Below are 12,736 nucleotides of genomic sequence, written 5' to 3' on the forward strand. Positions count from 1 at the left end.
TATAATGCAAGATATTGAAAATTATCAGAAAAAGAAACAATTTCTGGTCTGTGTGGATTCGGACGGATGTGCGATGGATACCATGGACATCAAACACAAAAAGTGTTTTGGTCCCTGTCTGATTGAAGTGTGGAATTTACAGCAATGGGAAGAGGAAATTCTTAATCGATGGTATGAGATAAACCTGTATTCTGAATTAAGAGGGATAAACCGATTTAAAGGACTTGCAATGGCGTTAAAAGAAATCAATGAAACGTATATTGTGATAGAAGCATTGGATCATTTCCTCGATTGGGTGAAAGAGACAAAGGAATTATCAAATGAATCTTTAATGAAACAAATTTCAAAGAACAGAACCGTATGCCTGGAAAAAGCATTGGATTGGTCAGAAAGATTAAATCAGAGAATCAAAGAATTATTACCCCAGGAAAAGATGCCTTTTGCAAATGTAAAGGATGTATTGGAGCAGGTACATCAATATGCTGATATTGCAATCGTATCCTCCGCAAATTATGAAGCCGTTCGAGAAGAATGGCTTCATAATGGACTGCTTCAACATATTGATTTGCTGTTATCACAAAATATTGGAAGCAAATCCCATTGCATCCATGAGTTATTAGAAAAGGGCTATGATACGAACCATGTAATCATGATCGGGGATGCCCCGGGAGATGAAAAAGCTGCAAGTGAGAATCACGTTCTTTTTTATCCTATTCTCGTGAAACAGGAAGCAAAATCATGGAACGAGTTTATAGAACATGCATTTGGTAAATTTCTTCAACAGGATTTTAGAGATGATTCTATTTATTACAAAAAGAAATTCTATGATAACTTTGTACAAAAAGAAAGAGGATAATATAATGGTAAATTTGAAGGAAAAACCATTCTGCTTAAATGAGGAACAGATCTCATGGGTGGAACAGACTTATAGCGAAATGACATTGGATGAGAAAATCGGACAATTGTTCATACTGCTGAAGGCAACGCCCGGAGTAAATGAAGAACAAATAAAAAAGACCCTGAGTCAGTCTCATCAGGGAGGCCTGCGCTGGCAGGGAGGGGATAAGGAAACCGTATATCTGCAGAATACCCTGTATCAGAAGCACAGCAGGATCCCCTTGCTGATTGCAGCAAATTGCGATGAAGGCGGAAATGGCTGTATACCAGAAGGTACATTTGTTGCCACAGCAGCGCAGTGCGGAGCAGGAAGCGGCACCGATCATGCGTATCATACAGGATTGACGGCGGGCCGGGAAGCGACTGCAGTGGGCTGTAACTGGATGTTTAATCCGATTACAGATATTTACATGAACTGGCGAAATACCATTGTGAACACCAGAAGCTATGGTGATAATGTTCAGGTCGTCATCGACAATGCAAGAGCATACATAAAGGGAATTAAAGAGGCCAATCCCAATATGGCCTGTTGCTGCAAACATTTCCCGGGAGATGGCGTGGAAGAACTGGATCAGCATCTGGCACTTGGTGTAAATTCCTTAAGCGTGGAAGAATGGAACGAAAGTTTTCGAAACGTATATCAGACCATGATTGATGAAGGCCTGGAGTCAATTATGGCGGGACATATTGCATTACCAGAAATGAGCAGAAAGTTACGTCCTGGAATAAAAGATGAAGAAATAATGCCGGCAACACTTGCCCCTGAATTAATTACAGATCTGCTTCGCAATGAGATGAAGTTCAACGGTGTAATTACGACGGATGCATCTCATATGGTGGGAATGACTGCCATGGTAAAGAGATGTGATGCGATTCCCAAAGCCATTGCAGCCGGCTGTGACATGTTTTTATTTGCCAATGATGTGGAAGAAGATATGGAATATCTTCGGGAAGGAGTTAAAAACGGGATAGTAACTGAGGATCGGCTTACTGATGCAGTTACCCGAATCCTTGGGTTAAAGGCAAAGTTACACCTTTATAATGAATCAATAAGAATACCGGGTCCGGAATTAAAAGATAAATGGATTGGGTGTGAGGAACACCATGCCTTTACAAAACAGGCAGCGGATGAATGTATTACCCTGGTGAAAGACACAAAGCAGCTCATACCTGTGGATGTGCATTTGAAAAAAAGAGCGTATCTGGTTTATGTCCAGAGTACCCCCACCAGCAAGGCATACAAAGGTGATCCTGTGAAAGAAACCGTAATCAAAGAATTAGAGAGAGCAGGTTTTGATGTTGACGTATGTCCCAACTACCATGATCTGGAAGTCGAAAACGGAGTTTCTCCCATGAACTTCGTGAAGATGCTGGGACACGAATCACGCCAGTCATTTATTGACAACCATGATATTGTATTTCTTGTAATAAACGTGAAAGGATATGCACAGGAGAATAATGTCCGCATCCGCTGGAGCTGCAATCACAGCTGTGAGCTCCCCTGGTATAATATGGAGGTGCCGACTGTTGGAATCAGTCTCAATTATACCAATCACTTAATCGATGTTCCGCAGCTTCATACCTTTGTCAATGCCTATGGCAGCAATCAGGAGAATATCAGAGCTGCAATTGATAAAATATGCGGAAACAGTAAATTCTCTGGTACTGCAAATGACAAAGTATTCTGTGACAGATGGGATACCAGACTGTAGTATAAGAAACTAAGTTCTGTATTTTTTTCTATAGCTTGTGGGAGTTTCCCCATAATATTTTTTAAATACCTTAATAAAATAATTAGCATCGGATATGCCCACGGAACTGCTGATTTCCTGCATGGTCATGTCGGTGCTGGAAAGCAGAATGGAGGCTTGCTTCATTCTGTTTTTTTGCAGATATGAATTTGGAGTAAATCCGGTTTCTTTCCGAAATTCGCAAATCAGATGATTGAGAGACACGTTCAGCTCATCAGCAAGTTCTTTCAGTTTGATCTCTTTGTAGTATTGATGGTCAAAAAAGTATAGTGCACTTTGTACCAGAAAACTATATTTCTGATCTTTGTGATGGTGGATGGCATTACAGAATTCACGGATCATCTTTTCTTTTGCAGTCAGAATTTCTTCCACATTTTTTGCACTATGGGTGATTGCTGTGTTCTGGGATGAAAGTCTGTCGACCACAATTGCCGGAAGACCGGCGCGCAATGCTGCAAGCCTTACGGTGGTTCTTGTAATAGCTGCTCCAATCCGTTCATTTTCCAACGTAGTACCGATGCGTTTTAAATAGGCCACATCCATCTGCATATTGTGAAGATTAAAGATAGCTGATCTGGAGTTCCCGTTTTCAATCGCCTGAATAAAATGCTGTTCGTAAGTGTATCGTTTTTCCAGTAATACTGTGTAATGTTCCCTGGTTCCATATTCCTCTGGTATTGATTCCGGAAGATGAAAGAAGTTCACGTTCTTGATCTGTTTTTCCGGTCCCTGTGGGCAGACCGTATGAATCATGGAAGAAATCATGCGGAATAGTTCCGATTCTTTTATGGCCGGAAGGGAGCTGAGATAAGAAAAAAAGTCTGTCTGACTTAAGTTTGTTATTTTGTATTGCTCAAAGATGGTACGGGCATCTTTTGCCGTCATAAGCAGGGTACAGAAAGGACCTAAAACAATAGGATCTTCTTCAATAAAAAAAACAACCAGATGCACCATAAATGCATCGGTCAGATAATAGATGCTGTCTGGAGAAAATTGTTTTGTATAAAGCTTTAGTATCTCACTGGTAAAAAAAGACTGCACACTATGGAGGCGGTTTTTATCAATGAATTCCTCTATCTGGTCTTCCTGCTCAAGTATATTAATCTGTAAATGATAAAAATCCTGAATCAGTGAGGAGGCAACTTTAAATTTTTCGTAAGTATGATTCTTCATAGGATTGCCTTTCTAAACGACATTGTGATAAAATTCTATTATGAGTGATATTATTCTATCACAAAAATAATATATATGCTATCTTAAATACGCGAAGTGAATCAAGTTTTTAATTAAACAGGGAGGACATTATGGATAGCAACTCAAATGAAAAGATCCGAAAATATATGAAGGAGGATGGAATACATTACGTTCCCGTCTGGCGGATTTTCGGATTCAGCGGGGCCAATATGGCCGTTAACCTTTATATGGGCATTACCATGATTATGTCATATTATTTAAATGGATATGTAGGAATGGCAGTTGTATTGGCATCCAGTTTTTCAACAATTATGAGATTGTGGGATGGCGTTACAGATCCTATCGTAGGCTTTTTGATTGATAAGTTTGGCGGACGGTTTGGCAAAACCAGATTATGTCTTGTAATCGGTGGAACGATGTTGTTTGTCAACAGTTTCCTGATGTTTAATGTGACGGACCGTTTACCGGAAACTGGCATCAGAACCGTATTTTTTGTTGTATTTACTCTTTTGTATTATATTGGCTATACATTTTTAAATATCAGCAATCATGTTGGAAATGTGTGTCTGACAAATGACCCATCCCAAAGACCCATACTCAGCATTGTGGGAACTGTAATTGTACGTGTTATGCGTGCCGTAATGACAATGGTTGTCGCATCACTGGCCGTAAAATATGGATCTCTTAAAAGTGCGGAATTATTCCATGAGTACTGGCTGATTGTTGCACTTCTTGCGACATTAGGTATTGTGATTGCTTATATTTCAATCGCACCAAAGGACATTCGTATGTTCAGTGACACAAGCACAAAAAAAGCACCTCAGGTAAAAATGTCAGATTATATACAGGTACTGATCAAGAACCGCCCACTTCAGATGATGATTATAACAAGAGCTACCGATATGCTTGCCAATACCTGTAAGACAAGTGCTATCGTACTGGTTCTATACGGAATTGCAGCAGGAAATTATAAGCTATCCGGTGGCTGGACCATGTACACCACAGTGATCGGACTGGTAATGATGACTCTTGGAATTGGTACCATAGGCAGAAAACTTGGTTTGAAAAAAGCCATGCAGCTTGGAAGCTGGGGTGTTGTAATTATGGATGTTCTGGCAATCGGTTTATGGCTGCTCTGTGATCCTAAAACATTAAACCTTCCAGGTTATACCAATGGCTATGGTCAGGCTTTTGCCGGATTTTCCTTTTTTACAATTATGCTGTTTTTAGTTTCTGTATTAGGCGGAGGATTCCAGATGATCACCAGTTCCATTATTCCTCCTATGATTGCAGATGTTACCGATTATGAGGCAAGCAGAAGCGGGAAGTATATTCCTGGCATGGTAGGAACGTTATTCAGCTTCATGGATAAGATGATTTCTTCCTTTGGTCCGCTTTTAGTAGGATTTGGTTTTGCAGCCATTGGCTTTGCAGATAAATTTCCTGATCTTGAAACACCTTACAGCAGCTCTTTGCTGATAGTAGCGGTTGTATTCTACTACGGTCTGGAATTAATCGGAGCGGTATTTAATATTGTGGCCATGAAGTTTTATGATTTAACACCAGAAAAGATGAAAAGTATTGAAGGAATTATTTATAAAATGAGGGAATCAAATGAATAAATTATCATTGAATGAGGGGTGGGAATTTTTAAAATTACCCGATGGTGATATTTCAAATCCAAATACACCGGAGACATTAAGCGGGAAGGGTTCTTTAAAGGTTACACTCCCTCACACATGGTATACAGATGAAGATCAGTATCAGGGACTGGCTGTTTACCGGAAGCTGCTTACGGTATCAAAAGAATGGCAGAAGGTATTTCTGGAATTTGAAGGTGCAGATCAGCATTGCAAGGTATTTGTTAATGAAATACTGATCGGGGAACACCGGGGAGCATATTCCTGCTTTCGCGTTGAACTGCCTGATTCTGTATTGGCGGAAAAGGAACTGTGTCTGGAAGTATATGTAAGCAATGCACAAAACCAGACAATATCACCTATTTTCGGTGACTTCACTATTTTCGGGGGCCTTTATCGCAATGTAAATTTACTAATAACAGAAAAAGAGCATTTCGACTACCTGTATTATGGTACCAATGGAATTATTGCAAGTACCAGTCTGGAAGGCGGGAATGGATTGCTGGAAATCGATTCTCACGCAATTGCACCGGAAGGAGCAATAATCCGCTACGATGTTCTGGAAGAGGACGGAACTGTGGCAGCCCAGGCATCAGGACCGGCAAATGAAACAGTGAGATTTCAGATCCCACATCCATATTTATGGAATGGAAAGGGAGAGGGCAGACTGTATCTGCTGCGCGCAGCCTTATGTGTGAATGGGAATGTTGTAGATGAGGTCTGTGAGTCTATTGGTTTTCGCAGCATTAAAATGAATGCCCAGACTGGCTTTTATTTAAACGGCCGGAAAGAAAAAATCCGTGGTGTATCCATGCATCAGGATTTTGCAGAAAGTTTTTCGGCGGTGACCAAAGAGCAGCAGGATATTAGTTTTCAATTAATTAAGGAAATTGGAGCAAACGCCATTCGTCTTTCTCATTATCAGCATCCCCAGTATCATTACGACCGCTGCGATCAGGAAGGTTATATAGTCTGGGCAGAGATTCCCATGCTTAAGATGACGGAAGACAAAGAACTGTTTGAAAATGCAAAATACCAGCTGACAGAATTAATTTTACAAAACATTCACCACCCCTCCATCTGCTTCTGGGGAATCCAAAATGAAATAGCCATGTTTAAAGATGCGCCTTACATGCATGAAATGTGCCGTGAATTATATTCATATGCCCGTGAACTTGATGATACCCGGCTTGTAACGGGTGCAAACCTTTATACGGTAAAATTTGAAAGTGAGTTAAACAAGATCACGGATATGATTGGTTATAACATTTATTTTGGCTGGTATTATGGTGAGATGAATGATTATGATGGTTTTCTGGATCAGTTTCATGCTGCCTGTCCAGAGATGCCCATTGGTGTCAGCGAGTATGGCGTAGATACAAACACAGCCCTTCACTCCGAACAGCCAAAAGTAAGAGATTACTCGGAAGAATATCAGGCGTTATACAGTGAAACCGTATATCAGATTTTTGACAGCAAGGATTATCTGTGGGGCAGCTTTGTTTGGAATATGTTTGATTTCTCCAGCTTCAGGAGAAATGAGGGGGGTAAGAAGTATATTAATCAGAAAGGTCTTGTAACATATGATCGTAAGATAAGAAAAGATGCTTTCTATTATTATAAAGCAATGTGGTCAGAAGAACCGTTTATCCATATTTGCTCCAAACGCTTTGTTAAAAGAGCAGAGGACCGTATTGATATAAAAGTATATACAAACCAGGAAGAAGTTGCATTGTTTGGGAATCAGGGAAATGAATTTATCTGTTCTGCATATAACAATGGAAATGGTACGGTTATTTTTAAGGAGATCGGGCTGCAGCAGGGAAACAACTCTTTTGTGGTGCGGAGCGTGGTAACAGATGCAGCTTGTGCAGAAGATCAGGTGGTTTTTGAAAAAGTGGCTGAAAAAGAGACTTCCTATCAATTACCAGATTCCGGTGAAGGGAAAGCTGTAAGGAACTGGTTCCTGAAAGAAGATGATCTGATAAGAGAAGGCTATTTTTCATTAAAGGACAGTGCTTATGATATCACGCAAAATCAGGAGGCAATGAAGGTATTTTACAAATTTGCCCCTGCAACTGCGGAAACAGTAGAAAAGGATGAAGGAATTCCCTTAGGACTCTCTCTACTTAGTATTCTTGGCCGTGATAAAGACCGGAACCCTGATTTTAAAATGGAAGATTTAAACCATGCATTAAATCAGATTAAAAAGTATTAGCAAGTTATAGAGCCTTAGAGACAGGGGCATTTACAAATTTAGAAATTAAGATTATAATTATTTTAACCATTTTATCTTTGGTATGTTGCGTGTGCAACATACCATTTTTAAATATATGGTAAAGTAAAAAAAGTATAAAAATAACAGGTGAATAAGATGAACGACAACATATACGTCTATTTATCATCGCTGACTGGAAATACGGAGAAGCTTGCAAAGGGCGTATTGGAGAAATTGAGCAGAAAAACTGGTTCATTTTCAGTGCATGACAATGAGTTTCTTACCTCTTCTGATGGGATTGGAAAACTGGTTGTTTTGTTTTTCTGGTGTCGGCGCGGTAATTTGGATTATAACAGCCAGATGTTTTTAGAACACTGTAAAAATAAAAAGATTATTGCTGTGGGAACCATGGGGGGTTATCCCAGCAGTGAGTATGGTAATAAGGTGAAAAAAGCCATTTTTCAATCAATTTCACAGAACAACATTTGTATGGGAGTATTTCTGTCTCAGGGGAAAATTGACATTCAGCGGACGGAATATCGAAAGAAGCTGCCTCCGGAACACCCCCATTTTTTAGATGAAAAGGGGATCAGGCGTCATGAGGAGTCGCGTAAGCATCCCGATGAGGCTGATATAGAATGCGCAAGGTTATTTCTGGAGAATCGGATAATGGAATATACAGCTGCCAGCGAAGCTGTATGCATGGATGGGGAGCCGTGTATAAAATGTGGGATGTGTAATTAAGGGGTGAAAATAAAAAGCTGTATAAAAATATAAACAAGGCAGACAATACTATATTTTTCAATATAATTATGTTATAATAGTAATAGTTATCTTTATTCTAATTATTTTGTGGGAGGTTTTGGTATGAATCTTTGTATTGGTGACAAGATTACGGTCTGTGAGGGAGATCATGAAGACAATTACAGTGTGGAAGAAATTGCAGAAGATTATGTGAAACTGACGAATGGTATTACATACTATTACAAGGAAAGAGATACTGTTACTGGGGCTGAGGGAGAGAAAGGACTGATTACAAGGCAGGTAGTGAACCGGCTCCATCAGGTAGAAGATATCAGTTATCAGAAAGCTGTTAAAATTTTGGAAATTCTCATGGATGCAGATGGTGAGACAGAGAATTAACATGGCTTGTTTTTCGTCTGGTTTTAGGCTATACTAAATCTGTTTTATATTATAAATCAGAAAAGGAAATGATAATCACATGGACATAGAGCCAAAGACCAGAACCGTTATTCCCCGTTACCAGCAGATTGCAATCGAGGTGGCAGCCCGCATTGCCAATGGGGAGTACGCAGAAGGTGAGAAGATATATGCCCGTTCTTCCCTTGCGAGCCAGTATGGCGTTTCGCCGGAAACTGCCCGCAGGTCTATTTGCATACTCAGTGATCTGGGAATTGTATCATCAGAAAAGGGCAGCGGTATTATAATCCGATCCCAGAGAAAGGCAGCGGATTATATTCAGCAGAACAGTAAACTGGAGACCATTGACACCATTAAAGAGAATTTATTAAAGAGTGTATCCCGTCAGAAGAAAGAGATGGACTATTTAAATGAGTGTATGAATGACCTGATAGAAGCTTCGGTTCATTTCCGGTCTATGAATCCGTTTATGCCTTTTGAAATTCGGATCACAAAGGACTGCGCTTATTTAAACAAGACAGTTACCGAGATACAATTCTGGCAGCATACCGGTGCGACTGTGATCGCTGTCAGCAGAAAGGATCTGGTGATGAAGTCCCCGGGACCCTACGTGGCGCTGACGGAAGGCGATACTATATATTTTATTGCGCAGGATGATACTGCAGACCGTGTAAAGGGATTTTTATATCCTAGCTAATAGATTGCTATGAAGTGGATGAAAAGGGTGTAAGAAAATAAATAAAACCATATGAAAATAAGGCCGCAGGAAGCGTATCAAATCCTGCGGCTTTATTTTGCGATTTGACAAAGTAACAACTTTAACATATAATATAAGTTGTCACTAAACAAGAAAGGAGAGTAATTGATGATAAAGTTTGAGAATATTTCAAAACAATATAAAGCAAAAAAGGTTCTCAATGATATTACCTTTACTGTACAAAAAGGAAGCCTGGTGGCAATTATTGGAGAGAGCGGCTGTGGAAAGACAACACTTTTAAAAATGATAAACCGCCTGATAAAACCTACCTCCGGAACGATTTGTATTGACGGCAAAGATACTGCTGCCATGGATGAAGTTACCTTGAGAAGAAGAATTGGCTATGTCATCCAGCAGACAGGACTTTTTCCTCATATGACCATAAGAGAGAACATAGAGCTGATCCCCAGGCTTGAGAGGATGCCATTAAAGGACAGGGAAGAGAATACAAAAAGATTGATGCAGATGGTCGGGCTGGATTGCAGTGAGTTTTTAGACCGGTATCCTACGGAGCTTAGTGGAGGGCAGCAGCAGCGTGTGGGGGTAGCCAGAGCCTTTGCCACAGACCCGGACATTATTCTTATGGATGAACCGTTTTCTGCACTGGATCCCATGACCCGTTCCGATTTACAGGATGAACTGGTGCTGCTTCAGGGCAAGCTGAAAAAAACAATAATATTCGTTACACATGATATGGATGAGGCCATTAAAATCGCAGACATGATCTGTATTATGAAGGACGGAGACATTTTACAATATGATACACCGGAGAATATATTAAATAATCCGTCAGATGAATTTGTATCAAACTTTGTAGGTAAAAACAGAATCTGGTCATCTCCGGAATTTATCCGGGTATCTGATATTATGATTGACCAGCCGGTTACAGCAGCAAAAGATCTTTCCATATTAAAATGTGTGGATAAGATGCGCCAGAATAAAGTAGACACGCTGTTGATTATTGACAGGGAAAGCCGGCGCCTGGAAGGCATGGTAAAAGCCAGCGTGTTAAGAAGCGTGGAAGATAAGTCAAAACAGGCAGAAGAATATATGACCCAGGATTTTAAAGTACTGCAGCCAGATGAGAATATTCTGGATGCCTTGAAGATCGTTACCGATTATAAAGTATCTGCCGTCCCGGTTGTGGATGAAAGCAGACGTTTAAAAGGTCTTATTACAAAGAGCAGTCTGGTGACCACATTAAGTCAGCAATATTTTGAGTATGAAGGAGGAGATGCGTAAATGAATTTTTGGACTTATATTGGAGACAGTTACCCGCAGATCATAACCTTGCTGATTGAACATGTGAAGCTGACAGCAATTTCCGTAGGACTTGCAATATTAATTGGTGTGCCTCTTGGAATATTAATCGCCTATGCATCAAAAGCCAATAAACCAGTGCTGGCAGCAGCTAATATTATTCAGGCCATTCCAAGTATGGCATTGCTGGGATTTATGATTCCGCTGCTTGGTATTGGTACCGTTCCCGCAATTGTTGCGGTTGTTCTTTATTCTCTGCTTCCCATCATAAAAAACACCTATACAGGTATCGAAAATTTAAATCCACAGACAATTGAAGCAGCCAGGGGAATTGGCTTAACGCCCTTACAGGTTCTGACAAAGGTTCAGATCCCTCTTGCACTTCCGGTAATTATGGCAGGCGTGAGAATTGCATCTGTCACGGCAGTAGGACTTATGACCATGGCTGCATTTATCGGAGCGGGCGGACTGGGTTATCTGGTCTTTTCCGGAATCAGGACAGTGAATAACAACCAGATTCTGGCAGGAGCGATTCCAGCGTGTATGCTGGCTTTAACGGTTGACTTTATTATCGGACTGGTTGAAAAACTGGTTACCCCTATCAGTCTGCAAAAGGGAGACAGGGCAGAGAAGATAAAGAAAAGAACCGTTCAGAAAGCGGGTCTTGGTGTAGCGGCAGTTCTGCTTGCAGCCGTGTTTTTATTTACTTCAATCGGCACGGGCAATCAGGCGGGCAGGACCATTTCCATCGGATCTAAGGATTTTACGGAACAGGAAATATTGGGAAATCTGGTGGCGGATCTGGTAGAAGCAAGAACGGATATTAAAGTGAACCGCAGGTTAAGCCTGGGCGGAACTCAGGTTTGTGCAGGCGCGCTAAAGAGCGGAGATATTGATCTTTACATCGAATACAGCGGGACAGCATATACGGATATGTTAAAATATCCGCCAATCAGTGATATGGAGCAGGTCTATGAAACTGTGAAAAAGGAATATGGAGAGCGTTTTGATCTTGCTGTTTTAAAACAGATGCAGTTTAACAATACTTATGTACTGGCAGTAAGTCAGGAAACTGCTGAAAAAAACGGGCTGGAGACAGTCAGTGATTTATCCAGGATAGCAGGTACTATGACTTCTGGCACCACGTTTGAGTTTTCCAACAGAGAAGACGGACTGACAGGAATAGAAAATGCTTATGGATTTAAAATGGGTAACAAACTTACCATTGACGGTTCCCCCCGCTATACCGCACTGGCTGGCAAAGAGGTGGATGTAGTGGACGCATTTGCCACGGACGGACTTTTAAAGAAATTTCAGTTAAAGACGCTGACCGATGATAAACATTTTTTCCCTCCTTACTTTGCAATGCCTGTGATAAGGGAAGAAGCACTGAAAGAGTGTCCGGAATTACCAGGATTGTTAGAAGAATTGGGAGAGTTACTCACAGACGATGTTATGGTGGAACTAAACTATAAAGTGGATGAACAGCAGCAGACCCCGGAAAATGTGGCTAAAGATTTCTTAAGAGAAAGCGGGCTGGTATCATGATTTTTTCTTTTGTGTTGTTTTTTATTCTTTCCCAGTGCTTTTGCCGCCCCGGTCTATGCCGGCTGCTTGCAGGAGAGAAGGAATTGACACAGAAGGAGATATGGATTAGTTATGCTTTTGGAACATATTTAAGGGCAGATGCATTTCTTCTTTTTCTTTTATGGACATTAAGCTTTTTTTCAATCCCTTATCTTAATCAGGGAATGGGTATCCTTTTTCTGATTGCTACATTACTTTTTCTTAAAAAGATGATAAAAATTTTAAATTTACAATGATTATCAGGAGACTGCTGTAAGGAAAATACGTACTT

10 protein-coding genes are annotated in these 12,736 nt (G+C 40.5%); 9 read left to right on the forward strand and 1 reads right to left on the reverse strand.

From position 1 onward, the window contains the following. Positions 1-4 precede the first annotated feature (4 nt). Complete coding sequence (locus tag ACOAOT_RS04295; protein ID WP_420215847.1) at positions 5-856, forward strand: HAD family hydrolase; 852 nt, start codon at positions 5-7, stop codon at positions 854-856. A 4-nt stretch (positions 857-860) separates the two neighbouring features. Further along, positions 861-2,609: a glycoside hydrolase family 3 protein gene (locus ACOAOT_RS04300; protein WP_420215848.1), complete on the forward strand. Its 1,749-nt coding sequence runs from the start codon at positions 861-863 to the stop codon at positions 2,607-2,609. 9 nt (positions 2,610-2,618) lie between these two features. Here ACOAOT_RS04300 and ACOAOT_RS04305 read toward each other — a convergent pair whose 3' ends face one another. After that, positions 2,619-3,821, reverse strand: coding sequence for a helix-turn-helix transcriptional regulator (locus ACOAOT_RS04305; RefSeq protein WP_420215849.1), 1,203 nt, complete (start codon positions 3,819-3,821; stop codon positions 2,619-2,621). 131 nt (positions 3,822-3,952) lie between these two features. Between ACOAOT_RS04305 and ACOAOT_RS04310 the strand changes: the two genes are divergently transcribed. The 7 genes from ACOAOT_RS04310 to ACOAOT_RS04340 all read left to right on the forward strand — a co-directional run bounded on the left by ACOAOT_RS04310 (position 3,953) and on the right by ACOAOT_RS04340 (position 12,426). Next, entirely contained in the window at positions 3,953-5,464 is a 1,512-nt protein-coding gene (locus ACOAOT_RS04310; RefSeq protein WP_420215850.1) for an MFS transporter, read from the forward strand. After that, entirely contained in the window at positions 5,457-7,700 is a 2,244-nt protein-coding gene (locus tag ACOAOT_RS04315) for a glycoside hydrolase family 2 protein (RefSeq protein WP_420215851.1), read from the forward strand. The genes ACOAOT_RS04310 and ACOAOT_RS04315 overlap by 8 nt, the downstream gene beginning before the upstream one ends. Before the next feature lie 156 nt (positions 7,701-7,856). Then, positions 7,857-8,444 (forward strand): flavodoxin family protein, encoded by a 588-nt coding sequence (locus ACOAOT_RS04320; RefSeq protein WP_420215852.1) that lies wholly within the window; start codon positions 7,857-7,859, stop codon positions 8,442-8,444. 123 nt (positions 8,445-8,567) lie between these two features. Then, positions 8,568-8,843 carry a hypothetical protein gene (locus ACOAOT_RS04325; RefSeq protein ID WP_420215853.1) on the forward strand — a complete coding sequence of 92 codons (276 nt, stop codon included), beginning with the start codon at positions 8,568-8,570 and terminating at the stop codon, positions 8,841-8,843. Between the two features lie 79 nt (positions 8,844-8,922). Further along, on the forward strand, positions 8,923-9,558 hold the full coding sequence (locus tag ACOAOT_RS04330; RefSeq protein ID WP_420215854.1) for a GntR family transcriptional regulator: 636 nt from the start codon (positions 8,923-8,925) through the stop codon (positions 9,556-9,558). A 168-nt stretch (positions 9,559-9,726) separates the two neighbouring features. After that, positions 9,727-10,860 carry a betaine/proline/choline family ABC transporter ATP-binding protein gene (locus tag ACOAOT_RS04335; protein ID WP_420215855.1) on the forward strand — a complete coding sequence of 378 codons (1,134 nt, stop codon included), beginning with the start codon at positions 9,727-9,729 and terminating at the stop codon, positions 10,858-10,860. Then, positions 10,861-12,426 (forward strand): ABC transporter permease/substrate-binding protein, encoded by a 1,566-nt coding sequence (locus tag ACOAOT_RS04340; protein ID WP_420215856.1) that lies wholly within the window; start codon positions 10,861-10,863, stop codon positions 12,424-12,426. Positions 12,427-12,736: the final 310 nt, after the last annotated feature.

The sequence above is a fragment of the Lacrimispora struthionigena genome, from assembly GCF_048627165.1.
Lineage (GTDB): Bacteria > Bacillota > Clostridia > Lachnospirales > Lachnospiraceae > Lacrimispora.

Excerpts from the sequence above, each read along its gene's own strand:
- ACOAOT_RS04310 (WP_420215850.1), top strand. The coding sequence starts at position 3,953 with ATGGATAGCAACTCAAATGAAAAGATCCGAAAATATATGAAGGAGGAT.
- ACOAOT_RS04295 (WP_420215847.1), top strand. The coding sequence starts at position 5 with ATGCAAGATATTGAAAATTATCAGAAAAAGAAACAATTTCTGGTCTGT.
- ACOAOT_RS04335 (WP_420215855.1), top strand. The coding sequence starts at position 9,727 with ATGATAAAGTTTGAGAATATTTCAAAACAATATAAAGCAAAAAAGGTT.
- ACOAOT_RS04300 (WP_420215848.1), top strand. The coding sequence starts at position 861 with ATGGTAAATTTGAAGGAAAAACCATTCTGCTTAAATGAGGAACAGATC.
- ACOAOT_RS04320 (WP_420215852.1), top strand. The coding sequence starts at position 7,857 with ATGAACGACAACATATACGTCTATTTATCATCGCTGACTGGAAATACG.
- ACOAOT_RS04340 (WP_420215856.1), top strand. The coding sequence starts at position 10,861 with ATGAATTTTTGGACTTATATTGGAGACAGTTACCCGCAGATCATAACC.
- ACOAOT_RS04315 (WP_420215851.1), top strand. The coding sequence starts at position 5,457 with ATGAATAAATTATCATTGAATGAGGGGTGGGAATTTTTAAAATTACCC.
- ACOAOT_RS04305 (WP_420215849.1), bottom strand. The coding sequence starts at position 3,821 with ATGAAGAATCATACTTACGAAAAATTTAAAGTTGCCTCCTCACTGATT.
- ACOAOT_RS04325 (WP_420215853.1), top strand. The coding sequence starts at position 8,568 with ATGAATCTTTGTATTGGTGACAAGATTACGGTCTGTGAGGGAGATCAT.
- ACOAOT_RS04330 (WP_420215854.1), top strand. The coding sequence starts at position 8,923 with ATGGACATAGAGCCAAAGACCAGAACCGTTATTCCCCGTTACCAGCAG.